Annotated in this window: 26 protein-coding genes and 2 pseudogenes; 17 read left to right on the top strand and 11 right to left on the bottom strand. The window is 60.6% G+C overall.

The genetic code is table 11. The features are described from left to right. The first annotated feature begins 606 nt into the window (after window positions 1–606). The 3 genes from EJ073_RS14265 (at window position 607) to EJ073_RS14255 (ending at window position 3,328) form a co-directional block, all read left to right on the top strand. Window positions 607–1,431 (top strand): Ku protein, encoded by an 825-nt coding sequence (locus tag EJ073_RS14265; protein WP_126056297.1) that lies wholly within the window; start codon window positions 607–609, stop codon window positions 1,429–1,431. 61 nt (window positions 1,432–1,492) lie between these two features. Continuing rightward, complete coding sequence (locus tag EJ073_RS14260; RefSeq protein ID WP_126056296.1) at window positions 1,493–1,807, top strand: hypothetical protein; 315 nt, start codon at window positions 1,493–1,495, stop codon at window positions 1,805–1,807. Window positions 1,808–1,810: 3 nt separating this feature from the next. Beyond that, window positions 1,811–3,328: an FAD-dependent oxidoreductase gene (locus tag EJ073_RS14255; RefSeq protein WP_126056295.1), complete on the top strand. Its 1,518-nt coding sequence runs from the start codon at window positions 1,811–1,813 to the stop codon at window positions 3,326–3,328. A 139-nt stretch (window positions 3,329–3,467) separates the two neighbouring features. Here EJ073_RS14255 and EJ073_RS32120 read toward each other — a convergent pair. Next, window positions 3,468–3,898 (bottom strand): annotated as a pseudogene (locus EJ073_RS32120) (exodeoxyribonuclease III); the annotation flags it as partial. A 312-nt stretch (window positions 3,899–4,210) separates the two neighbouring features. On the opposite strand from EJ073_RS32120, the gene EJ073_RS14245 reads away from it, so the two are divergent. Beyond that, on the top strand, window positions 4,211–5,083 hold the full coding sequence (locus EJ073_RS14245) for a hypothetical protein (protein WP_126056294.1): 873 nt from the start codon (window positions 4,211–4,213) through the stop codon (window positions 5,081–5,083). Window positions 5,084–5,103: 20 nt separating this feature from the next. On the opposite strand, the gene EJ073_RS14240 is transcribed toward EJ073_RS14245, so the two are convergent. Both EJ073_RS14240 and EJ073_RS14235 read right to left on the bottom strand, forming a co-directional pair. After that, window positions 5,104–5,397 (bottom strand): hypothetical protein, encoded by a 294-nt coding sequence (locus EJ073_RS14240; protein ID WP_126056293.1) that lies wholly within the window; start codon window positions 5,395–5,397, stop codon window positions 5,104–5,106. Between the two features lie 189 nt (window positions 5,398–5,586). Beyond that, entirely contained in the window at window positions 5,587–5,895 is a 309-nt protein-coding gene (locus EJ073_RS14235; RefSeq protein ID WP_245455594.1) for a low affinity iron permease family protein, read from the bottom strand. A gap of 470 nt (window positions 5,896–6,365) precedes the next feature. Between EJ073_RS14235 and EJ073_RS14225 the strand changes: the two genes are divergently transcribed. The 6 genes from EJ073_RS14225 to EJ073_RS14200 all read left to right on the top strand — a co-directional run bounded on the left by EJ073_RS14225 (window position 6,366) and on the right by EJ073_RS14200 (window position 11,026). Next, the gene (locus tag EJ073_RS14225) at window positions 6,366–6,986 is read left to right on the top strand and encodes a hypothetical protein (protein ID WP_189375211.1); all 621 of its coding nucleotides are present in this window, start codon (window positions 6,366–6,368) and stop codon (window positions 6,984–6,986) included. After that, window positions 6,983–7,378 carry a phage holin family protein gene (locus EJ073_RS14220; RefSeq protein WP_126056291.1) on the top strand — a complete coding sequence of 132 codons (396 nt, stop codon included), beginning with the start codon at window positions 6,983–6,985 and terminating at the stop codon, window positions 7,376–7,378. Before EJ073_RS14225 ends, EJ073_RS14220 begins: the two co-directional genes overlap by 4 nt. Next, the gene (locus tag EJ073_RS14215; RefSeq protein ID WP_126056290.1) at window positions 7,375–8,256 is read left to right on the top strand and encodes a DUF3618 domain-containing protein; all 882 of its coding nucleotides are present in this window, start codon (window positions 7,375–7,377) and stop codon (window positions 8,254–8,256) included. Before EJ073_RS14220 ends, EJ073_RS14215 begins: the two co-directional genes overlap by 4 nt. Before the next feature lie 623 nt (window positions 8,257–8,879). Then, the gene (locus EJ073_RS14210; RefSeq protein ID WP_126056289.1) at window positions 8,880–9,935 is read left to right on the top strand and encodes a glycosyltransferase family 2 protein; all 1,056 of its coding nucleotides are present in this window, start codon (window positions 8,880–8,882) and stop codon (window positions 9,933–9,935) included. Beyond that, window positions 9,910–10,602: a class I SAM-dependent methyltransferase gene (locus EJ073_RS14205; protein WP_126056288.1), complete on the top strand. Its 693-nt coding sequence runs from the start codon at window positions 9,910–9,912 to the stop codon at window positions 10,600–10,602. Before EJ073_RS14210 ends, EJ073_RS14205 begins: the two co-directional genes overlap by 26 nt. Further along, a complete protein-coding gene (locus EJ073_RS14200; protein ID WP_126056287.1) occupies window positions 10,595–11,026 on the top strand; it encodes a GtrA family protein in 432 nt (143 codons plus the stop codon). The genes EJ073_RS14205 and EJ073_RS14200 overlap by 8 nt, the downstream gene beginning before the upstream one ends. A gap of 17 nt (window positions 11,027–11,043) precedes the next feature. On the opposite strand, the gene EJ073_RS14195 is transcribed toward EJ073_RS14200, so the two are convergent. Both EJ073_RS14195 and EJ073_RS14190 read right to left on the bottom strand, forming a co-directional pair. After that, entirely contained in the window at window positions 11,044–11,667 is a 624-nt protein-coding gene (locus EJ073_RS14195; RefSeq protein ID WP_126056286.1) for a hypothetical protein, read from the bottom strand. Then, the gene (locus EJ073_RS14190) at window positions 11,654–12,817 is read right to left on the bottom strand and encodes a hypothetical protein (RefSeq protein WP_126056285.1); all 1,164 of its coding nucleotides are present in this window, start codon (window positions 12,815–12,817) and stop codon (window positions 11,654–11,656) included. The genes EJ073_RS14195 and EJ073_RS14190 overlap by 14 nt, the downstream gene beginning before the upstream one ends. Before the next feature lie 242 nt (window positions 12,818–13,059). On the opposite strand from EJ073_RS14190, the gene EJ073_RS14185 reads away from it, so the two are divergent. From EJ073_RS14185 to EJ073_RS32115, 4 genes are all read left to right on the top strand, one after another. Further along, entirely contained in the window at window positions 13,060–13,593 is a 534-nt protein-coding gene (locus EJ073_RS14185) for an inorganic diphosphatase (protein WP_126056284.1), read from the top strand. Between the two features lie 165 nt (window positions 13,594–13,758). After that, window positions 13,759–14,673, top strand: coding sequence for a hypothetical protein (locus EJ073_RS14180; RefSeq protein WP_126056283.1), 915 nt, complete (start codon window positions 13,759–13,761; stop codon window positions 14,671–14,673). A 49-nt stretch (window positions 14,674–14,722) separates the two neighbouring features. After that, the gene (locus tag EJ073_RS14175) at window positions 14,723–15,154 is read left to right on the top strand and encodes a hypothetical protein (RefSeq protein WP_126056282.1); all 432 of its coding nucleotides are present in this window, start codon (window positions 14,723–14,725) and stop codon (window positions 15,152–15,154) included. A 398-nt stretch (window positions 15,155–15,552) separates the two neighbouring features. Further along, a complete protein-coding gene (locus EJ073_RS32115; RefSeq protein ID WP_245455592.1) occupies window positions 15,553–15,918 on the top strand; it encodes an alpha-ketoglutarate-dependent dioxygenase AlkB in 366 nt (121 codons plus the stop codon). Window positions 15,919–15,959: 41 nt separating this feature from the next. Here the strand turns inward: EJ073_RS32115 and EJ073_RS14165 are convergent, their stop codons facing one another. From EJ073_RS14165 to EJ073_RS14145, 6 genes and pseudogenes are all read right to left on the bottom strand, one after another. After that, the gene (locus tag EJ073_RS14165) at window positions 15,960–16,973 is read right to left on the bottom strand and encodes an ATP-dependent DNA ligase (protein WP_126056281.1); all 1,014 of its coding nucleotides are present in this window, start codon (window positions 16,971–16,973) and stop codon (window positions 15,960–15,962) included. After that, a complete protein-coding gene (locus EJ073_RS14160) occupies window positions 16,967–17,317 on the bottom strand; it encodes a GFA family protein (RefSeq protein WP_245455590.1) in 351 nt (116 codons plus the stop codon). The genes EJ073_RS14165 and EJ073_RS14160 overlap by 7 nt, the downstream gene beginning before the upstream one ends. A gap of 118 nt (window positions 17,318–17,435) precedes the next feature. Continuing rightward, window positions 17,436–17,729: a hypothetical protein gene (locus tag EJ073_RS32940; protein ID WP_348627262.1), complete on the bottom strand. Its 294-nt coding sequence runs from the start codon at window positions 17,727–17,729 to the stop codon at window positions 17,436–17,438. Next, window positions 17,726–17,875, bottom strand: a complete 150-nt coding sequence (locus EJ073_RS32935; RefSeq protein ID WP_348627261.1) for a hypothetical protein — start codon at window positions 17,873–17,875, stop codon at window positions 17,726–17,728. Before EJ073_RS32935 ends, EJ073_RS32940 begins: the two co-directional genes overlap by 4 nt. A 116-nt stretch (window positions 17,876–17,991) precedes the next feature. Beyond that, window positions 17,992–18,309 carry a YMGG-like glycine zipper-containing protein gene (locus tag EJ073_RS14150; RefSeq protein ID WP_126056279.1) on the bottom strand — a complete coding sequence of 106 codons (318 nt, stop codon included), beginning with the start codon at window positions 18,307–18,309 and terminating at the stop codon, window positions 17,992–17,994. Window positions 18,310–18,520: 211 nt separating this feature from the next. Then, window positions 18,521–18,721: pseudogene (locus EJ073_RS14145) on the bottom strand (type II toxin-antitoxin system HicB family antitoxin); the annotation flags it as partial. A gap of 128 nt (window positions 18,722–18,849) precedes the next feature. Between EJ073_RS14145 and EJ073_RS14140 the strand changes: the two are divergent. The 3 genes from EJ073_RS14140 (at window position 18,850) to EJ073_RS14125 (ending at window position 23,196) form a co-directional block, all read left to right on the top strand. Continuing rightward, entirely contained in the window at window positions 18,850–20,412 is a 1,563-nt protein-coding gene (locus EJ073_RS14140; RefSeq protein ID WP_126056278.1) for a recombinase family protein, read from the top strand. Further along, window positions 20,409–21,233: a plasmid partitioning protein RepB C-terminal domain-containing protein gene (locus tag EJ073_RS14135; protein ID WP_126056277.1), complete on the top strand. Its 825-nt coding sequence runs from the start codon at window positions 20,409–20,411 to the stop codon at window positions 21,231–21,233. The genes EJ073_RS14140 and EJ073_RS14135 overlap by 4 nt, the downstream gene beginning before the upstream one ends. Window positions 21,234–21,975: 742 nt before the next feature. After that, window positions 21,976–23,196 carry an NAD(P)/FAD-dependent oxidoreductase gene (locus tag EJ073_RS14125; protein WP_348627260.1) on the top strand — a complete coding sequence of 407 codons (1,221 nt, stop codon included), beginning with the start codon at window positions 21,976–21,978 and terminating at the stop codon, window positions 23,194–23,196. Window position 23,197: the final 1 nt, after the last annotated feature.

Below are 23,197 nucleotides of genomic sequence, written 5' to 3'. Positions count from 1 at the left end.
TATCGATCCTATTTTTCAGCACGCTTCTCCAGGCGCAAGCGTGTCAGCCTTCGGGGTCAGGCAGTTTGGCTTCACATTCGATGTGCCCCCAGGCTTTGTCTTGACCCAGCGCTCGGACCGGGGCGGCTTTTCAGGGCGCAAAGAAGCCTTTCTCGCCGTGTGGGGCGCTAGGCTCGGCCAGGCCAGTTTTCGGGCCGAGATCGAGCATCGGATGGTTGAGGACGAAAAGGCCGGCTGGAAGCTGACGTATCGGCGCGTCACGCCGCGATGGGCCAGTTACTCGGGCATCAACAATGGCCAGATCCGATATGTCCGTGCCATTGCCGTCTGCAATGACTCCGTGCCGCGCTCGTCACCATCAACTACAGCAGAACCGAAAAAGTCCCTACGATCCAGTTGTGGTCCCCATGGTGCGATCCCTGATGGCGGAAGGCTGCTAAGCTGAGTCCGCCGCGAATTGATCGCTGGTGCTGCATTGTCGGCACACTATCCCATGTCTGTTTTGATCATTGTCCTCGCGAGGCTGCCAAGTCTAATACCGGCGGTTTGGAACCTCTCCGGCTGCTGAGTATTTCGGTAGAGCTCCAGAAAAACGAGGCAACAACAATGGCGGCGCCGCGGGCGGTTTGGAAAGGCTTCCTGAAAGTTGGTTCGGTCTCCTGCGGCGTGAAGCTGGTCGGCGCGACCAGCGAAGCCTCGAAAATCCATTTCAAGATTCTCAACCGGAAGGACGGTCTTCCGGTAAAGAGCGCCTACGTCGATGAGGAGACCGGCGACATCGTCGAGGCAGAAGACCAGACGAAGGGATACGAGGTCGAAAAGGGGGAATTCATCGAAGTTCCGCCCGACGACATCAAAAAGCTCAAGCTGACGTTCGCCCACACCCTGGAGGTCGAGGAATTCGTTGCTCTCGACGACATCGACACGCGTTATTTGGAAAAACCTTACTACGTCATCCCTGCCGATGGCGCGGCTGTCGAAGCGTTTTCGGTGCTGCGAGAAGCCATGGCAAAAAAGCGCGTAGCGGCCAGATCCTGTGTGGTGCTTTACCAGCGCGGGCGGGAAGTGGTGATTCAACCCTTCGGCAAAGGCATGCTGCTTACAGAGCTGCGCACCCATGACGAAATGATCCCGGAAAAGACCGTCTTCGACGATCTGAAGAGTCCTAAATATGATCAGGACCTGCTCGAGATCGCCGGCCTGCTGATCGACAAGAAGGTGACCAAATTCGATCCATCGAAATTCGAGGACACCTACGAGGATGCGCTCGTTGCAATGATCGACGCAAAGCGCAAGGGCAAGAAGCCGCCGAAACCGGCACCAAGGCCTAAAGAGAACGTCGTCGACCTCGCGTCGGTGCTGCGCAAGAGCCTTGCCAAGGAAGGCATCAAAGCAGGTCCCAAGTCAAAGGTAACCCGCAAGTCGGCATAAGGGAACTTGCCGCTGATCAGCGGGTTGATCCTCATGATCTTCATCTCAGGAGCACTGAGCTATGACAGGCGATGAAAACCGTCGCGAAACGGGTGCCACAAAATATCCGGCAATGAAAGACGCCGACCCGTCGGATGATTTCTCGCAAGATGCGGCGGGCAACAAGAAGCCGCCGAGCGGGATCGGCCTGACGAGGCCAGCCGGTCAAGGGGAAGACAGCCCCCAACGGTCCGCCCGCCAGAATCCAGGGAAAGAGGCGACCCCGAGTCCAGCAACAGAAAAGACGTCTGGAGCCGGTCCTGCCATCTCGGAACATTCGAAAGATGCAAAGGCGCCCAAGGCAGGTCGCCGACCAGGCGCTTACGTCAAAGAGTGAGTCATGAACGTCAGCGGCGAGGCGACCAAATCCGTTTGGATGCTTGACACCAAGTTCCCTACCGCTCCTCGCTTGCAACAGGACGAGCACTGCGACGTGGCCGTGGTTGGCGCCGGTATCGCAGGGGTTTCGATCGCCTATGAGCTCGTCCTGGCCGGTCGCAACGTTGTGCTCGTGGATCGCGGCCCCTTGCTCGGCGGCATGACCTCTCGCACGACCGCCCATTTGGCGCCCGTCTGCGACGACGGCCTGGGGGCACTGGTGGAGATGCGCGGCGAAGAGCTGGCGCGCGGATTTCAGGAAAGTCAGCAAGCCGCCGTCGACCGCATCGAAGAGCTTGTCGGCAACCTGGCGATCGACTGCGATTTTCGGCGGCTGGATGGGTTTCTTTTCCCGGCCGCGTGGATGGATGATGAAGAAGCCGCCAAACAATGTGACAAAGAGTATGCCGCCGCGATCAAGGTCGGCGCTATCGTGGAGCGCAGCAAGGGGGTTCCGCTCAACGGCCATGAATCCGCGCCCGTCGTGCGCTATCCCAATCAAGCCACCTTCCACCCGCTGAAATATCTTCGCGCTATCCTGGCGGATTTCGAGAAGCGTGGCGGCAGGGCATTCGCCAACAGCGCCGTCACCGACATCGAGGAAGGCGATCAGGTTCGCCTGAAATGTGAGCGAGGCGCCATCATGGCCTCCAACGCGGTGTTTGCTACGAATTCCCCGATCAACACCTGGGTCAAGATCCACAGCAAGATGGCGCCCTACCGCACCTATGCGATGGCCTTCGAGATCACCAAGCGACTTCTTTCGGACGCACTCTACTGGGACATGGACGACCCTTACTATTATGTCCGTCTCAATCCTGGCTCCGGCAAAACCAACTATCTCATAGTCGGGGGTCGTGATCACAAATCAGGCGAAGCGGATGACGGCGATGCACGCTTCGCCGCCCTCGAAGCCTGGATCAGGGCGTTGGTCCCCGATCTAGGCGGTGAAACGGCGAGATGGTCTGGTCAGGTCCTCGACACGATTGACTATTGCGGCTTCATCGGCAGGAGCCCCGGAAGCAAAAACGTCTTCGTCGCCACCGGAGATTCCGGTCAGGGCATAACGCACGGAGCGTTGGCCGGGCTGTTGATCAGGGACCTGGTCGTCAAGGGCTCGAATTCTTGGGAAGCCGTCTATGCGCCCGACAGGACGCCGCCCGCGGCCTTTGCGAACTATCTCAGCGAGAACCTCACGGCGGTGAAGAACTTTGCCGAATATCTGCTGCCCGGACAAGTCAAGTCGGCCGAGGACCTCAAGTCCGGGGAAGGGGGCGTTATTCACGACGGCCTGAGCAAGCTCGCCGTGTGCCGCGACCGCGACGGCAAGCTGCACACGCATTCAGCAAGCTGCAGCCATCTCGGCTGTATCGTGCACTGGAATTCTACCGAGCAGTGCTGGGATTGTCCGTGCCACGGCTCCCAATTCGCGCCGGATGGCGCGGTGCTCAACGGACCAGCGATCCGAGGGCTGAGCTAGCACCGCCTGCGCGGCTACGTCTGTGCCGCTTTGCCAAAGCTAGGTCATCCTTGCTGTCGGCGTGCCGCCGTTATCAATCGAGTTGGACCCAAGCTGGTGCATGATCGCTTGGCTTTTCCCACCGCGCAACTCAGCATCGACGCCGGCGTCACGTAGCCTTCGAAAGCGAAGGGCTGATGAGAAGATGGTCCATCCGGAGGCCTGAGCTTCTATCGAAACCACCCCTGAAGGAAAAGTTCCAGTAGGTGCAGATGCCCTTCTCGGGATGGATGCGCCGGATGGCATCGAGCCAACCGCACTCAAGCATGTTGGCGTAGGCCTGCCGACTTTCCGGAAAGTAGACGGCGTCGCCTAGCCATCGTCTCGGCACCGCCGCATCGATCGCAGTTGGGACGACAACAGCCGCGCGTAGCTGGCCAGGCGGTTGAACCACCGAAGCTTGTAGTCGAACTTTGGGCCCGGCGCTGGGTTGCCGTTGGGCAAATAGAGGCAGCCAACGACAAGCCCATCCACCTCGGCCTCGATATAGCGGCTGTGAGTATCGTCAGGATCGCCAGGCAGGCCGCGTCGACGTTCCGCCGGCTCCTTCCCTCAGCCCACGATATGTTTCACCTCTGCGTCCGCGCCTTTCAGCGGACGAGAACGAGGTTTTCTCGGCCGCGTAGGCGCTGTCCCCGTTTCATCGCGTCTCGGCATGGGCTTCGGAGTTAACCGCCGAATGTGGGGAAGGTTTCACCGCGCTTCGCAGAGCATGCATACGTGCGGCTACACTTGTCCTCGAGTGCCGCAGGATCGTTTGAAGTTCGTGAACCTACTGGCTCGGCCAGCGTTCAATGCATGGAACCGTCCCCCGCATGAGGTCAAAAATCGGACGCTAGTCCCATGCCACAAGAGCCGCAAACTCCCGGTGCCGAAGCGCGCTTTCCCTTCGACAGGATGGCCGTCGAGCGGTTCCGACAGGCTTTTCCGCGAGCGAGGTGGAGCGACGAGCGCAAGAGCTGGTTCGTCCCCGGAAAGACAGCCACCGGCCGGATCGACCGTTGGCTGGCAAAAGAGGCAGCAATGCTGGCCATTCACGGCGACAGCAAAGGACGCGACGCCTTCGCCTTTGATCCAATATCAAGCCCATACCTGGAGGTGTCCGACGACCTCCGTATTCGAACGCCGTATTCGAAGACGGTTTTCGAGGAACTGCGAACAGTTCCCTGGGCAAGTTGGGACGAGGAATTGCGGGCCTGGCGAGTGCCGTTCCGTTCTTTTGAGGAGCTACGACGCCGTTGGCCCAGAATCGAAAAGGCTGCCCAACAGGCCGAACCCGAAGAAAGGAAGCGACGACGAGACGCTGCCAAAAACTCTGAAGGTGACAAGGTCGCTCGACTGCGGAATGCCGAACGCCGGCGTCGTCGCTATCCACTGCCAGTTGAACATTTACCGCCTGTGGGTAAGCCGGTTGCGACAGAACAATATGGCATTGTCGTTTTTAACGAAGTGTCCGGCGAACTCGTCGAGGCGCGTGATTTGACGGCCTCCTATCCAAACGCGGCGTGCGCAAACGCCGACTACATCTGGGGCAGGTGGCGTTCGGCCACGCTGTCCGAACTGGTCAGGACATGGCCCGCACGCAGTCCGCCAGGAGCGCACGAACGTTCAAGGGGCTGGTGGCAGCCGACACTTCCCGAACTAAGAGTTGCTCGTCAAAACGCCCGCAGCATGGAGCGCAGAAAACACAGTCGCGAGCTCAGCAGGGTTCGCTGACTCTTGGTTCTTCGAATTGCTCAACCCGAACGCATGACACCGGGCTCTTCGCCAGGTGCCTTACTGCTGGAGGAGCGCAGTCCAGGAATATCACGCACTACATCGGAAAAATTGACGGTCGCCACCAGATAGCCTGCCTCATCGTAGACCTTGATGCTCGAGCCCGATTGGGCAGCGCCGGCGGGGTCCTCGGCCACGAGGGCGGCGTGAGCCATTTCCAGCGCTCTCGGGCTGGCCAGATCGGCGCTGGAGAGCTCCTCCTCGACTATCTTGGTCTTGCCGAGTTGGACCGCCTCGAAGCGGAAAGTGGGCATGGGACATCTCCTGTTCCCATGCAATGCTTAGGACGGCGTAGCGTTCCAGGAAGGTGATCCGCCACCAACCAAATAGCGATCATCGCAACGCCCACATAGCTCAGACACTTCAGCAAGCGTGCGAACCCTCGATCGAACCCGCGCGGTTTTCCGCCTGCCAGCACTGCCGCGAGACCAGAAGGCCGCACGTCAATCTCCCTGGTGTTTGCGGACGCGATGCTTTTCGATTTCCTCAGGTTCCTGATCTTCAATTCGGGTGATGTTCGAAGCCGAGTTATTTGATCGCAACATTTCAGCCAGCTTCGCATGGATTGCCTGTGTGTCGCGATGCTCTGCTCGCTGGATGAACAGCGTCATGGCCCAGGTGACGAGGGTAGCCGCCCCATGCCAATTCAAACTTTGCCGGTCGAAAACCATCCAAAGAATGGAATAAGCCAACAACACCAGGAAGGCTGCGGGACGTGAGGTCAAGTTGCCGATCGAGGTTAGCACGCTCATGTTTGGGTGATTTGCCATCAGCAAGAACTTTCGACTTTGACGCATGTTCCAGCGAGGCCTCGTGTCTCGGAGATCAGTCCAAGCTATTCATTCGCATATGTCGACCAGGCGGCGGCAAGATTTCTATCGCTATAGGTTTGTCGCACCGGAGTTGGCTCCCCCACAATTTCTCTGACAGCTCTTCTGGATTCTTGAACGAGACGCTGCCTTCCCGCCTTGCGATGCCTTCCAGCTTTCGATCAAGGCCTTGCAACACTGATTTTTCTGGGGCCCAGCCCGCCTTCAACTACCCAGCTCTCAACGACGATTACCGATCGAGAAAGATTGAGCCTCGGTGGAACATGATGCCGTCGTCGAGGTTCGTATTGCATGTAGGAGGATGCGTCATGAACGGTGTCATTTATCTAATCGGCCTGATCGTCGTCGTGCTTGCGATCCTATCCTTCCTCGGATTCCACTAGGAGGCACCCATGCGGGGCGAAGACAATCATGGCCGTGTGACGGCCGATTTCGAAACAGCCAAAGGCGAATTAACCGACAGGCTCAAGCAAGAAACGCAGGGCGCCAGCGAGATATTGCACGACGCTCGCGACGAACTCACCCGAATGGCCGGCGACTACGGTTCGGAGGCGAAGCAGGCTCTTTACGAGAAGGCGGAAGATGCGCAGCGCGACATCTGTGCCGACTTGAAGTCCCTTGGTGGAGCGCTGCGCGCGGCGAGCGACCATCTGGCCAATAACAAACAGCAGGCCGCATCGAAGTTCGCGCTCGATGCCGCTGGCGGACTGGAACGTCTCTCCACATCCTTGAAAGACAGGCCGTTCAAGGATGTGCTTGGCGAAATCCAATCGTTCGGCCGCGAAAATTCGGGTGCGTTGCTAGCCGGTTCTGTGCTGGCCGGCGTGGCTCTTGGGCGTTTCATCAAAAGCTCGCCGCCGTCTCGCCGCACGGCTTCGGATGGAAGACTGTCCGGCGATTCCAACTCGCGTTCGCACCACTCGGCTGCGGCTGGCTCCGGAGACCAATCTGACCAACCCTCCCGCACCACGCAGGCCCACGATTGGCGTCCCAACCTGGAGGAGAAACCATGAGCAACGCTCACGACACCCGAAGCTTGGCCACGCTCGTCAGCGAGCTCGCGCAGCAAGTGACAACCTTGTTGCAGGCTGAGGGCAGGCTGTTGCGGGCCGAAATTTCGGAGAAGGCAAGCAAGGCTGGCGCCGGCGCTGTCGAGATTCTGGGAGGCGCGATCTGCCTCCTGGCCGCCTTGCTGGTGCTGCTGCAGGCTCTGGTGATCGCTTTGGCGAGCGCAGGGCTGGGCGCGGGATGGTCTTCACTGCTGGTCGGCGTCATCGTCGCCCTGCTTGGCGTCACTCTTTTGCGCAACGGCATGGCTGGCATGACGGTTTCCGAACTGACTCCCGACCGCACTCAAGACCAACTCAAGCGCGACGCGCGCGTGATCAAGGAACAGTTGAGATGAACGACAAATCTGCAGCCGAGCTCGAACGCGATGCTGACATCGCGCGCGCAAAATTGACGGACACGGCGGATTCGATCCGCCACAAGATGACCCCGGGTCAATTGATCGATGAGTTCACCGGAACGTTTGCGGGAGGCGATTTCTCCTCGATGCTCGATAACCTCAGGACACAGGTCCGAGACAACCCGCTGCCGGTTACCATGGTCGGTGCCGGCTTGGCCTGGCTGATGTTCGGTAAGGGTCCATCGGCCGATGACCTAAGTGATCTTCTCGGTTCTGGCAGTTCGGCTGCTCGCGAGCGCGGTAGTCGGAACGCCGAATCTGACTATGATTGGCAAGGGAGCCAGGGAGCTGATTCCCGACCGAGCACGACAGAACAAACTTCCCAACTTTCCGGCGTCACACACTCAATTGTTTCCACCGCGAGCGGTGTAGCCGACGCCGTTTCCGGTATTGCAAACGACGCCAGAGACACACTGTCAGGCACGGCCGCTGGAGTGAGGTCCGGCGCGGTGCGGATGGGGCGGCCGATGCAGGATCTCTTGCAGAGCGAACCGCTGGCCGTCGCCGCGGTCGGCCTGGTGGTGGGAACTGCTATCGGCGCAATGCTGCCACACACGGATACGGAAGACGAGGTGCTTGGCGGCTACAGCCAGAAACTTCGCGACAATGCGGAGAAGGTTCTCGATCAAGGCGTCGAACAGGCGAAGGAGGTTGCGGCCGAGGCTTATGGCGCAATCAAGGAGGAGGCTGCCCGACAGAGCTCCGATGGTTCGTCTGGCACGGTGATGAGCAAACTCGGCAAGGTGGTGAGATCGACAGCCGACAACACCGAGGAAGCAGTTCGCGAGCGCTTGTCGGAGGCCGACAAACCATAGACAACGAGCGGGTTGCGCGGGGAAGGGCATATGGCCGGTCGATGGGAAACCATTGCCGGCCTCGTCGGGTTCAGACCCTCCAACGTCTCCATGGCGCGCAGTGTTCAGGGCGCTTGCGACCGCGTAAATATTTGGTTCGACGAGCCGCGCCAAGCTGAGGCCTAGGAGCGGAATGACGAGTATTTTGCGCCTTCCAACGAAGCTGAAGCACGTTGAAATGCGAGAACGCAGGCCGAGGTTTGATCCGCCGATCAATCCTGCCGGATCGTCTTTGGGGACGGGAACCGGCGGTCAAGCTTTAGACAGCGGCTGAGCCATAGTTTAGCTGACGGTTCAGCTGGTTTGGCGCATCAGGCGTTCCTTGGCCTTTTGAAACTAGTTGGCTTGAACTAGGGACAGACCCCGCTCAGCCGCCTTTATCGAGGGCGTTCCGATCCACGAAATACATGAGGAAATTGGCAGTGTTTACGAGGCGATCTTCCGAGCGGTCGAGCACTGCGAGGGCCGGCTGGCCGGTTGAAATCATTGGCTGATCCCGAAAGGTCGGCAAATTAGCGATTTCTGATAGACCTTTGGAACTTTGTGGCGAGTGTTCCATTTTCAACCGCATGCGAGACGCTGTGATGCAGGGCATTCGGACGCGCGTGAACGTGCAGTGCCCGCGCTACTCATTAGTGCTGCCGATCTACAATGAGGAAGAGGTGCTGCCCCGGCTGGTCGAGAGAATTAACCTGCTGGTGGATCAACTGGACGCAGAGACCGAGGTCATCTTCGTCGACGATGGAAGCCTCGACGGAAGCGTGAAATACCTTCGGCGCGTGGTCGCCGCCGAGCCGAGCTTCCGGCTGATCGAGTTTTCCCGCAACTTCGGACACCAGATCGCCATCACGGCCGGCATGGAGGCGGCGGCGGGCGAGGCCGTCATCGTCATGGATGCCGATCTGCAAGATCCCCCGGAAGTAGTTCTCGACTTGGTGGCGAAGTGGAAGGAAGGCTTCGAGATCGTCTATGCAAGGCGCACCAGACGACAGGGTGAATCCTGGTTCAAGCGTTTGTCAGCGAGCCTCTTCTACCGCCTGCTGGAGAAGATGACCCCGGTCGACATTCCGCGCGATGTCGGCGACTTCCGCCTGGTCGGCCGCAAGGCGCTGGAGACCTTCAAATGCATGCCGGAGCACGACCGCTTCGTCAGGGGCATGTTCGGCTGGATGGGCTTCAAACAGGCGGCGGTCCCCTTCGAGCGACCGGCGCGCACGCTGGGCGAGACCAAATACCCGTTCTGGAAGATGCTGCATCTCGCGCTCCACGGCATCATCGGCTTCTCGGAGAAACCGCTGCGTCTGGCGCTTTGGGCGGGATTGGCCATTTCAGCCCTTGCCGTGTTGTTCGGGGCTTACGCTACCTTTGCCTGGCTCTTTCAGGCGGGCGTCATAGCCGGCTGGACTTCGACCGTGGTGATAGTGTCGCTGCTCTGCGGCATCAATCTTTTCATGACGGGCGTGGTCGGGCTTTACGTCGGCAGCATCCATGCCGAAGTCAAACGCCGACCCCTCTACGTGATTGAAAGGCTGACCGGCTTTAATCGCTCGGTGCGCGTCGCCTCGGGCGAGCGGCGGGCATCGTTTAGCAAGGCAGAGAACCGGGTTCCCGCTGATGTCCGAACACTTCGACAGCTATGACGCCAGCTACGGCGAGGTGGTTGAAGGCTCGATCCGGTTCTCCGGCCTACAGCATGACTTCTTCCTCGCCGCCAAGGCCGACCTTTTGCGGCGCCTGGTCGGCGAGCGGTGCCTTCGCCAGGGCGGCGCGGACGTGCGCGGGCTCGATGTGGGCTGCGGTGTCGGCGCGCTCCATCCCTATCTCGATGGCGCCTTTGATCGTCTTGACGGCTGCGACGTCTCGCAGAAATCGCTCGCGCGTGCCCGCCGCGACAACCCGCATATCGCCTACACCGCCTGCACCACGGATCGCCTGCCTTACCAAGACGGCGCCTTCGACCTGGCCTTCGCCAGTTGCGTCGTCCACCACGTGCCGCCCGCTTCTCGGCCCAATTTTTTCCATGAGATGAGGCGTGTCCTGCGGCAGGGCGGCGTCGCCTGCATCATCGAGCACAATCCCTACAATCCGCTGACGCGTATCGCAGTGTTCCGCTGCCCGTTCGACGAGGACGCCGTTTTGCTTGGCGCGGGCGAGGCGGCACGGCTGCTTCGAGACGCGGGGTTCAGGTATATCCGGTCCGAGCATTTCCTGCTTCTGCCTTCAGCAAGACCCTTTGCCAGGAAGGTCGAGCGTGCGCTCGCCGCCCTGCCGCTCGGAGCGCAGTATACGTGTGTCGCTTATGCCTGAGCACCGTTTCACCGCCGGCGTGAAATTCCTGGCGCGCTTCGGATCGGTCGGCATCGCCGCGACGATTCTTTACGCCGTCCTGGCCGCGGTCTTCGCCCGGGCGGACAGGATCGGCTTCACGCCGGTGCAGGCCTCGCTCGCCGCTTATGCTGCGGCGGCGCTGTTTTCCTACCTGGCGCACAAGTCCTTCAGCTTCATGTCGGCCGGACCGCATCGCTCGGAAGCGCCACGTTTCCTGCTGCTGTCCGCGACCGGCCTTGGCGTCGCCTATGCTGCGCCCACGCTCTTCACGGTGATGCTCGGCCTGCCGCTTTTCGTCCCCATCCTGCTGACCTGCCTGATCATCCCGGCGCTCAATCTTATCGCGCTCGACCGCTGGGTCTTTGCCGGGCGGGAAGCCGACCGACGGGGCGACCCGTCCTGAGTGAATGTCGCTTGCGCCTAAAGCGCATCCAGCCGAAACGAGATCAGCTTGATCGACCGATTGTATATGTTGCTTGCCGCCGGGCTCTGCGCGATGCCGTCGGGATAGTCGAAGAACAATTCCAGCCTGCCTGTGTCGGCCAGGGCTGCCTGGGGAATGACGAAAGCTACCGTCATCGGTGCCGCGCCCGAAACTGTCGCCTGATGCAGCCTTACGCCATTTGCCGAGATGACGACCCTCTGTGTGAGTTGGGGAGGACGCTTGACTGCGGCCATCTGCAGCGTTGCCAGAAGACCGCCACGGACGGGCGGCAGCGCCAGGCGAAGGCGAGAGGTCTCGCCCAGCGAATGGGTGCCGTCCGCCACCGGGCCCGACCAGCCGCAAACCCTCATATCCGCCGTCTGTCTGGCGCCATCGGATCGGAACGATATCGTTCGGCCGGGCGTATAGCTGCCGATGGCATTGCGGTTGAGGCACGTTGTCGTGCGGTCGATGTAATAGGCGTGATAGTCGTCGCTGACGTCGGGACTGAGGGCAAGCGCGAGGATGGCGAACTCGGACAAGGCAAGGGCGACCGCTAGGCCGTAGCCGCCAAGCGACACAGCGGACCTAGGGGAACGCAGCGCTTCAGACAAGGGCAAGATAGCCTCCGATCCACGCCACCGTCATGAAGTAGCAGGCGGCGAGGAACAGCGCCAAGGCCGCGACGAAGGTCAGCTTCGATCCTGACAGCAAGACGGCTACCAGCATCGTCAGCGGCGCGAGCCCGACGACGTATCTGACCATCGAAGCCAGGTTCGTGGTCAAGGGCAAGATGATGCTAACCGCGCAGAAAAGGGCCGCGCCATATTGCCTGCGAGCCCCGAGCACCAAGCACAGCGCCAGGCCAGCCGTTGCCGTCATTGCGCTCCATTGCGGCGCCGTCGGCAGCCAGTCGGCATTCGGGTGGTAGGACAGGCCGTCCCATAGAAACAGCAGCGGATTGCCCGCCACGCGCCCGAAGGCACGCTGAACGTGGAGGAAGGCAAAGCCGTCCCCGACCGTGAGATAGAGAAAGAGCATATAGGCGAACAAACCGGCGGGCGAGATGAAGATGGCGACCAGAAGATCCGGCCGGCCGAGCAGCCAGCGGGGAAAGGCGACGATAGAACCCCCCTTCGCGCGATACTCCTCGAACAAGTGAATGACAGTGGCGAACACGGCGAGCACACCAACGAGCCGCGTTGCCGATAGGAGCGCCGTGGCCACGCCGGCGGCGAGATGGTTTGAGCGCTTGAGCGCCAAGAAGACGCACGAGGTAAGCAGGACAAAGAGCGGTTCGGTGAGGAAAGTGGTGAAATGGAAAGAGAACGGGCCGCTGAGCAGGAAGGCGCAGTAGAGCACATAGGCGCGCATGTTCTTCCCCAGGAGCGGCCACGCTACGAGGCAAGCTGCGTAGCTCAACGCCTGCGACGTGATCGTCGCGATCAGGATCGTAGGGAAGGGCAGGATGGATCGGATCGCCGCCACCAGGAGCGGATAGAGCGGGAAGAAGCCCCAGCGCCCGACATTGCTTCCGTTCGCAATTGGGAAGCGCTCATAGCCCTTCTCGGAAATGTCTATATACCAGGAGCAGTCCCACCGGCAGAGCGCCTTGGCATAGGCCGCAAAGCCAGACTCCGCCGACACCGAGGCAAAGGCGGCATAGCGAATGGCAAGGCCGCTCAGGGCGAACAGCAGGGGCACCGCCACCACCGTGACTATCATGACGCGAATGCCGATATTCGCACGCGCCGCACCTTCAAGCGCCATGTCTCCACCCGTTCGCGTTGGCCCGGCAGCCGCGGTATTCGGTAAAAAGCGACTCCTGGAATTTTGGTTCCGCGGCAGCACGCAGCCGGCTCGACGATGACGACGCACCCTTCAACCCGCTCGGCGCCTGGGCGCATTCGCCCCAACGACGCGGAACTGCGGCTGTCCTTCGCGCTGCCCTTCGGAACATTCGTCGCATCTTGAAGTTCCATCCGGAGCGAACCAGCGCGATAGGCATCGCAATGCCCGATTATCTGAGGCTGCCGACCACAACGAAGGGGCTTGTCAGAGTGGTGATTGAAACCCCGCGTGGCGCGGAGGCGAAGATTGCCTACGATCGCGCAACCCGGACCTTCGGTTATGTCCGCCCCTTACCGGCCGGGATGACTTATCCCTACGACTGGGGTTTTATCCCTTCGACCTTGGGCGATGATGGCGATCCCCTCGACGGGCTGGTCATCCACCAGGCGGCTTCCGCTCCTGGCATCGTCATCAAATGCGACCTGTTGGGTGCATTGCGTGTCAAGCAGAAGGACTCCGGTGGCGAGGCCTTGCGCAACGACCGCTATGTCTTCTGTCCCCATAGAGAAGATGCTGCCGATGAGCCGGTTGCGACCGATCGTGTGCCAGATGACCTGCGGCGCGAAATCGAGCAGTTCTTTCTGTCGTCCGTGCTGGGGACGGGCAAGACCATCAAGTTCAAGGGATGGCAGAATGCCGACGAGGCTCGCAGGGCGATCAAGAAGGGCATGAAGGCCTTTGCCGCCTGTAAATGACCCAGCTTACTGCCAACGGAACAGAAGACCTGCAGCGACATTGTTAGTTCATCACATACTAACGCACAGGAGGCTTCCATGGGTCGCGGTATCTTGCTCTGGCTGCTCGGCATTCCCATTCCGATCATCATACTCATCATGCTGTTTGCGCGGTAGGAGGCTCAGATGCAGGCAACACTTGTGACTGCCGAGGCCTCTGCACCGACAGAATCCTCATCTTCAGCAGTGAACTGGGGGCCAATCATTGCCGGCGCCTTTGCCGCTTCGACCCTGACAGTCATGCTCCTATTGTTGGGCTCCGGCCTTGGGCTGAGCATGGTTTCGCCATGGTCCGCTGCTGGCGCGTCGGCCACGACATTTGCTGTGTCCACCGCAGTCTGGCTGGTGGTTGTGCAATGGCTTTCATCTGGCGTCGGTGGATATCTCACGGGTCGGTTGCGCACCAAATGGGTGGGGATTCATACCGATGAAACCTACTTCCGTGACACAGCTCACGGTTTCCTTGCCTGGGCACTCGCCACGCTTCTTGTTGCGGGAGTTCTTGGCTCAGCGCTTTCGGCGGCATTGGGTTCTGGAGTGCAGGCAGTTTCGACGGTGGCCGCGGGCGCCGCGACCGGGGCTTCGGCCGGTGCCGCAAGCAAGGACAGCTCAGCATTTGACAGCACGTCCTACTATGTGGATGCCTTATTCCGCCCCGCCGACCTGACCAAGCTCGTCGACGCCAATCCGCAGAACGAAGCTGCAGCGACCGCGCAGGCGTCGCGCATCCTGCTCGCCTCTGCTGCGAACGGCGGCGAACTTGCGGCTGACGACAGCGCCTATCTGACGCAACTCGTGGCCGCCCGCACCGGGCTTCCGCAGGCCGATGCCAAGGCTCGGGTAGATGCAATGATGGCCAAGGTGAAGGACGCAAAGATCAAGGCCCAGCAGGCGGCCGACACAGCCAGGAAAGCCGGCGCCTCCTTCGCCCTTCTTGGCGCCCTGTCCATGGTGGTGGGCGCCTTTATTGCCAGCGTCGCAGCGGCGCTAGGCGGACGACAGCGTGACGATGAGGAGGCCACTTATTTGGCCGACCGATAGGCTTGTCGCGAAAACCCCTTGGGTGATGCTCGATCAACAGGAGCTAATTATGAAACACCAGACCCTCGCACAACTGCAGGCGATCGCCGACGTCAAGCCGCTGGCGCAGAGCCCCGTTATGACCCGGAGGCAACGGATCGAGCGTTGGGCGGAGCTGCTCGAGCGGCATCCCGGCCGATGCCTGGGCGCGCTTGCTGGCACCGAACGCCTGCGCCTGGACGCCCGCCAGGCCGCACGAGCCGATGGATCGCCAATTTCGGTTGCCTTGGAAGATCCGCTGCTGAAAGCCGCGGGACTTAGGAACGACACCTATGGAGAGGCCCTTCGCTTCTTCGAGCTCAGCGATTGGCAATTGCACGAAATCGTCTGCAGCTGTCATGTCGGCGCCACCATGCAAAGCAAATGGGCCGCCGCCAGGGTGCGCAGGACCGTCAATGGCAGCCGTTTCCTGGCTTGGTTGAGGACCGTCCTCCTGCACTGAGTACTGCGGGCGTCTTGCCATTCAGGCGGCAACCGAAAGGGCAGGGCGGCCAGGCAAGGCCGCCGACTGCAAACCATGACGCCTTGGCCTCCACGGCACGGGGAACGTTAGTATGCGGATCCGCCGCATCGTAGGCCTTGCGCTCAGGGAGCAGTTTCACCAGCTATTGTGCATGCCATTTCTAAAATCCAAAATGAATGTTTACCAGCCCGACCTGTTCGCTGCAGCCGATGACCTGCCAGAAGGGTTTCGCTATCAGGGGAACCTTCGCGGCGGATGAAGAAACGGACCTGCTGCGCCACCTTGAGAGGCTCCCCTTCCAGCCTTCGATTTCCACGGCCACCTGGCAAATCGGCAGGTGATCGGTTTCGGCCTGCGCTACGACTACGATCGGCGCGGTGGTCGAGGCGCCCCCGAGACCAGATTTCTTGATGACGCTAAGGCGCAAAGTCGCTACTTTCGTCGGGTTGCCGGAAAGCGCTTTCGAACAGGTTCTGATCAACGAGTATCGATCGGGCGCAGGCATCGGCTGGCATCGCGACAAGCCGCATTTCGAGACGGTGGCCGGCGTATCCCTTCTTGCTCCCTGCAGCTTCCGACTCCGGCGCAAGAACGGCACGAAATGGGACCGCAAGACAATCATTGTCGAGCCGCGGTCGGCTTTCCTCTTGAGCGGCCCGGCGCGCGATGAATGGGAGCACAGCATCCCGCCCCTGACCGAACACCGCTATTCGATTACTTTGCGAACCTTGCGCAAAAAGTGAATGCGCGATGGCAGACAACGATCGTCGCGATTGCTAGGCCACTACTCCATCTGCTCGAACGTGCACTGGCGCGGCGCCTTGTCGGGCCGCCAGCGCAAAAGCCTGGTTCCGTGGCGGAAGCGGTCGCTGGTGATATGGTCGAAGCGCACCTCGACGACCAGTTCCGGCCGCACCGGCTCCCATTCGCCGCTGCGTTCCGTGCTCCAGCGGCTTGGCCCACCCGGCGCCTTGCCTGTGAAGCCGGGTCCGCCGCGCAATTCCTCCAGCTTCACGGTGACCGCCAACCGCTCTTCATTGCTGATGGTCGAGGTGAAGCCGACATGGTCGAGCAAGCCATTGTCGTTATAGAGGCCCAGCAGCAGCGACCCGACCTGGCGCTTGCGGTTCAGGTAGCGGAACCCGCCAACCACGCAGTCGGCGGTGCGCAGCCGCTTGACCTTGACCATCGCACGCTCGCCTGGCCGATAGGGCTCGTCCAGCATCTTGGCGACGACCCCGTCGGTCGACCCGCGGCCAGCACCCTGCAGCCACTTGTTGGCGTTGGCGATACTCGTGGTTGCCGACGAAAGTCGCAGCGCCTCATTCTCCGCCCTGGCGACAAAATCTTCGGTTGCCGCGCGTCGTTCCCGCAACGGCAGTTCGAGAACGATCTTGCCTCCGGGCGCGGCAAGGGTATCGAAGAGGACTATCCGCGCAGGCGTTTGTCTGCTCAGCGTCCGGATACGGCTCTCTGCCGGGTGAAGCCGCATCTGCAGCGCGTCAAACGATGCGCGTCCTTCGATCTCGATTATGATCTCGCCGTCCACAACGAAATCCCGTGCTTCGAGCTCGCCCAGAAGCGCCGTCAGTTCGGGAAAATAGCGGCCAAGCGGCTTGCCGGATTTCGCCCTGAGATCGACCGCCTTTCTTCCTTTGAAGGCAAGGCAGCGAAAGCCATCCCACTTGGGCTCATACTGCCAGATGCCGCTGCCCTCGGGCAGCGTGTCGGCGGTCCGGGCTTCCATCGGCGGCGTGTCCAGAGTGAGCGGAAACTCATGATCGGATTCCGCTACCATCGCTCTTCCGTGTCGTGATGCGGCAAGTCGATGCCACAGCAAACCCAGGCAAGCCGCTGCGAGGATCCGTAATTGTATTGCGGTTCCAGACCTTCAGGATCGTCAAAGGTTCCGACATGCAGAGCGACTTCGTCCTCGGCGGCGGCGTAGGAAAGGGTCAAGGGAGAACCGCATGCTCGGCAGAATCCCCTCCGGGCGATGGGTGAAGATACGCGATAGGCAGGCTCCTCGCTGAGCCATGACAGGTTGGAGGAGGACGTCCAGGCCAACACGGCGAAGGCGCTTCCGGTCGCGCGGCGGCACATGTCACAGTGACAGTAGTGAACGCGCGGATCGCCGGTCACTCGATAACGGATCCTGCCGCAGAGACATCCCCCTGTTCGTTCGACGGCGGCGGTCCGGGAGGCGATCTCGACTGTGTCCATCTCGCTTGAACGTTCGAACGGAAATGTGGTTTCCGTCCTACGGCCACATCGAGACCCATTCGATTGTGATGTTGGCGATGGAATCGGAAAGTATCCCCCAAGAAGTAGCCGAGCTTTCAATGTCCAGGGGCCGAAGGATGCGGGTGGAGCACCTACAAATCTCCACCGCCCCCGGCCGCTGCACATGCTCCAGCACCTGGTCGGCGATAACGACGGAGAATTGCTCGTCGGTGCGGTGCTGGCAGATATCGATGTCGGGGAAGTCGACCGAGCGATAGTTCAGGCACATCACTGTCCAACAGCGATTCCAGCCCGGCGAGATCTCGATCACGTCGGAGGCCTTGCTGTTGCCAGCCTCGAGAAAGCGCTGAGCGCCTCGATCTGGCGGATGCGCAGCCAGCGGCTGTCGTAGCCGATCAGCCGCTTCACCGCTTGCTTGCTTCGGTTTTTCAGGGTGCCGGCAAGGCTTGTCGTCATACCTTCTCCGGAGGTCCCGCCGCCAGACTCCTTCTACATCGAGAACCGTACAAATGAATGGCGCTACGAGGAGGCCAGCGCCCAAAACGCCGGCCTCCCCAGCCAAGTGTCTGGGATCAATAGTCGCCGTTGTAGTACCGGTCGTCGCAGGGCGCGGTGTAGATGCGGCCGTAGCGATCCTGGTAGCGGCAAAGCTGCTCGCCGCGGCGCTGCGGCGTCGTGGCCGAGCCGACGACCGCGCCGAGCAGCGCGCCGCCGGCCGCGCCGATGACCGTGCTCTTGGTGTTGCCGCCGATCGCCTGGCCGACCAGCGCGCCGCCGGCGCCGCCGACCAGCGCGCCGGTGGTGGCCCGCTGCTGGCTTTCGGTCTGCGTCTCGCAGCCGGCAAGGGCCGCGGTTATGAGCACGGCCAGAATAGCCTTCTTGATGATCATCTCTAGAACTCCTCTGAAGCGCCCCAGAGACTGAAATTGGGGGCGAATGGTTGCCAGTTGCTGGCGCATTGCGGCGGAACGTAGGCGGTGTTCCTCACGAAGTAAGACATGGTTTCTCGGCTCTTGAGGATCGTGGTCGCCAAACCGCAAACGCCCTGCGCGAACAGCACGATAACGTTTCGACTTGATTCAGGTTGCGAAAGCGCAAGGCCGCCTCGGTCCGCATCGCCATTTTCGCAGCGGCAGTCAGAAAGCCGGAGCGACTGCAACCATGACGTTCCGCATATTGGTTGATCTGGTGGAGGACATCCTCCGGCATGGTGACGTTGACCCGCACGTCTGGAAAGTCCGGGAAGGATACGCCGAAGTCGCTGTCCGCTTCCTTGTGGATCAGTCCGATGTAGTGCCGCAAATCCTCCGCGCCTGAGTCGATGCTCCTCGAAAGAAGTGAGGAATTCGACATAAAATGGACCGTTATTCCTAACCAAGCCGCATGTCGCCAATTGCTAGACTGAAGTATCGGTACGACGGCGCGAGGCGATGAACAAGGGTGCAGCGACTGGCGGCCCTCCTTCGGGGAGGCGACGTATTCGCGCGGCGCAATATCTGCGTATGTCAATCGACCGGCAAACTTACTCCATTGAAAATCAGAGGGATGCTATCGAGGTCTATGCCGACCTCATGGGTTACGACATTGTCGCCACCTATGAGGACGCCGGCAGAAGCGGCCTGAACATTGAAAGACGGCCGGGGCTGCGCCGGCTGTTGGAGGATGTTGAAAACGGGCAAGCGGATTTCGAAACGGTCGTCGTGTACGATGTCAGCCGCTGGGGGCGCTTTCAGAACATAGATGAAAGCGCTTCGTATGAATACCGATGCCAAATGGCCGGCGTGCGGATCGAGTACTGCGCCGAGCAGTTTGCGAATGACGGCAGCGTCGGATCCGATGTGCTGAAAGCCATCAAACGCAGCATAGCCGCCGAGCTGAGCCGGATGCTCTCGCAGAAGACCTTCCTCGGTCAAACCCGAGCGGTCAAGATGGGCTTTCGCGGCGGCGGTTACGCTGGCTATGGTTTGCGGCGCCTGCTCGTCGATGCTGCAGGAAAGCCGAAAGCAGTCCTCAAGCGCAATGAATGGAAGGCCCTGGCGTCCGACCGTGTCATCCTTGTGCCCGGACCCGAAGCGGAAATCGCGACGGTGCGCTGGATCTTCAAGCAGTTTGTGAAGGGCAGGCTTGAAGTCCAAATCGCGAGAGATTTGAACGAGCGCGGCATCGTCACGGACCTGGACCGGCTGTGGACGACCGCGTCCGTGCGCTCGATCCTGACCAATGAGAAGTACATCGGCAACAATGTCTGGAACCGGACGTCCGAAAGGCTGCATACCAGAAGGGTGAAGAATCCACCCAGTGCATGGATTCGTGCGGACAACGTGTCGGTGCCGCTGATAAGCCAAAAGCTTTTCGAGCGTGCCCGAGCCGTTGCAAAGACGCGTGCGACCCGTATCAGCAACGTTCAGTTGCTAGCCGACCTTTCCAAGCTTCTAAATGAACGAGGATCGCTCTCGGGCTCAATTATCAACGCGACGCCCGGCCTTTCGACGAAAAGCATGTACATCCATCGCTTCGGAACGCTGCAGGCGGCTTACGACCTGGTTGGATATGAGGCGTCGGCGAACTACCGCTACTTCAACGTCATAACCCAGCTTCATCGGCGACGGCTTGAAATCATTCAGGATCTTGTGGCGGCAATCGGCCACGCCGGAGGCGTGGCCGATTACGACTCCAATGCCAAGCTTGTGAGGGTCAATGAGGAATTCACTATCGCCATGTGGATCGCCCGCTGCCGGCCCTCGCCTTACGGATACTCTCACTGGCCATTCCGCAAGCGCCGGCTGTTGGGGGGTGACGTTTCGGTGCTGATCCGGGTGCTGCCCGATAATGCAACGGTTCGCGATTATTTCATTGCGCCGGCCTGGGAAGCCGAGCAGGCACCGCCCATGCTTTCCCCAAACAACGGCGTGCGCCTTGACGCCTTCCTATTCCCGTCTCTGGCGCCGTTGGTCGAATTGGCAAAACGGGCACCCATCGGAAGAGCAGCATGACGCAAGCTGAAGCCTCTCCCATCTTGAAGAGCAGCCGACATGCAATTCATCTAACGGGCGATTTGCGCGAGCCGGCCAGGACGCTGAAGAAGTACCCGTTTGTTAAGACGTATAGAAAGCTGACCGATCGAATGCGGTGCTTCATTGGCGAGGCGAAAGCGTTGCGGGAGCGGCTAGATATCGTTGTGCAAGCATTCCGCCAGTTGCTGGCCGTTGACATGTTTCGAGACCTGCTGAAGTCGGAAGGTTTCGTGCTGATGCCAGCGACACTGGCGGATAGAATTGTGGGCCTGACTGCCCCCATCGCCGAAGCGAAACCGAACCAAAGCGAAACGACGAGCAAGCAGCTTATCGGAGGAATTTGCCCGGAAGTCCTTGAGCTTTTGCAGGATTGCGTCGTTCCGCCAAAAATGTTCGGCCTGCTGCGCCAGGTCGTGCCAAGCCGGCAGATCGAGATCGCCCAACTCATGGTTGCGCTGGAAAGGGTAAAGCTCAATACCGCAAGGGTTTTCATCGCCCTCACGCCGCAGTCACAGCTTGCGGACCCTTCGACGCCGCGATGGCAGTTCGCTGGCATTGATGCCGTACGGTTGACCGCTATGGAAATTGAGTTTGCCGAGTTGAGCCAGGAGTTCCGAAACGCCGCCGAGCGCTGGGGCTCGTGGAGTCTCGAACTTTTGGCGGCGCGAGGGTATATCAACCGCCTGATGGACAGTCCCAAGGTGGTGCGGTATCTCGCCCCTCGTTTCCCAGAACAATTTGCGGCATTTCAACAGGGATTGGAGACAACTCCCAGATTCCCTGTTTTAGAAAATCCTTAATTGCCCTACGGTAATGTCATCAGGGGGTGGGGACCCGCTGCGGTCTAAACGTGGGTAGCGGCGTTGCCAGGCAGCGCATGCAGGGTTGGCCGAAAATGGGGTTGGCGTTATTTAAGATTGGCGAGTGCCAAGGCTGCGGCGGTACCGGCACGATGTTCGATTGTGCGAGATGGCGAAGCTCGAACGGTCATTGCTGCCCGGCGGGCACGCATCGGCACAGATGTCCTGGAATTACCGTGACATGCGCTGAGTGCGATGGCACGGGCGGGGTGAAGCAGCCTGCGGGATATACGGAATCGGACGCCGCCTGACAACATTCGGTGGCAACTTAGCATAGGCCGCCCTTTACTAAGGCGACCACCAAGCAGCACCGAGCAACTAAGCCAATTCCTGGCGGCAGCGGAGCGGCTGCATCTAAGCATCGTCGGCCTGCTGATATCGCCATCGTGCGATCACCGCATGAGACGCTGTTGAAGACGGTGCGAATTGACAGGCGCATGGCCGGCACGCCGCCCGCGGAGTGAGCCGCGGACCGAACTCCGCCTCGACACATTGTTACTGACCTGGGCGAACCACCTCTCGCATTCCCATGACGAGGTTCGAATCCGTCCCGTTCCAGCTTGGCTGTGCGACGCGGGTCATTTTCGACTAAGTCAGTGGTTGCTGACCACCGCCAGATGTCCGTCTTGCTTGCCCGTTTTCCCGCCTTCCATGATAATACTTACCGTGGGAGGAAGCTGCCATGGACGAAGCGGGCGTTCTTGATGCCGTGGTCGTGGGCGCTGGGTGGGCCGGTCTCGGCGTCAGCTATGCGCTGGCGCAGGCCGATATGCGGCACTGCGTCCTGGAGCGCGGGCGCGTCGGCGAAACGTGGCGGACCCAACGTTGGGACTCGTTCCACTTCAATCTTCCCAACATGTACAGCGTGATGCCCGGCGATAGTTACGATGGCGCGGACCCTGAAGGGTTTATGACGCATACAGGGTTTGTGACGCTGCTCGAGGACTATGCGCGGCGGCGCCGACTGCCGGTTCGCACCGGCGTCTCGGTCACAAAACTGGAAGCAAGTAACGGGGTCTTTCGCGTCGTGACGCCGGAGCAGACGTGGCTGGCGAAAAACGTGGTTGTCGCCAGCGGCAGCCTGAACCGCCCGCGTCGGCCGCCTTCGGCCTCCGCGTTGAGGGGCGGGCCAGTGCAGCTTGACGCTTCAGACTTCCGTAATGCCGGCGACCTTCCAGCCGGAGCCGTGCTTGTCGTCGGCAGCGCACAGTCAGGTTGCCAGATCGCCGAAGACCTGATCCTGGCGGGCAGGGAGACTTATCTTGCGGCGGGCCATATTGGCCGTCTGCCACGACGCTATCGCGGGCACGACATTGCCGTGTGGTTGGTGAAGACCGGATTGTTTGACGTGCCCCGCAAGGATTTCGTCGATCCGTCCGGCCGCGTTGCCGCTCGGCCCATGCTTGGCGCGTTGCACACGATAAGCTTGCAGTCTCTCAGCGCGCAGGGCGTTGTGCTGCTGGGACGATTTGTCGGAGTGGATAGCGGTCGGCTCGTCTTCACCGACGACGTTCTCGAAAACATTCGGTTCGGCGACGAGATTTCCGCGCAGTTCAAAAGCCGTATCGATGAATTTATCAGATGTAATGGTCTCAACGCTCCCGCGCCCGTTGAGGACGAGGCGGAGGCGGTCGCTCCGCGCCTACCCCGGCCCCCATTCTGTCGCTCGATCTCGTTGAGCGGAACATTTCAGCGATTGTCTGGTGCACGGGCTTCGAGGGCGACTTCAGCTGGATCGATATACCCGGCGTTCTCGACGAGCGACGTCAGCCGGTTCACGAAGATGGCATTGCCCCGGTTCCCGGAATCTATTTTGCCGGGCTTGATTTTGCGTCCACACGCCGGTCAGGCACCATTATGGCTGTCGAAGACGAGGCGCGTCGATTTGTCGGCCATATGTTAAC

This window comes from Mesorhizobium sp. M4B.F.Ca.ET.058.02.1.1, from assembly GCF_003952505.1.
In the GTDB taxonomy this organism is placed as follows: Bacteria; Pseudomonadota; Alphaproteobacteria; order Rhizobiales; family Rhizobiaceae; genus Mesorhizobium.
Note: the sequence above shows the minus strand (reverse complement) of the source record. Positions and strands in the feature narration are given on the sequence as shown.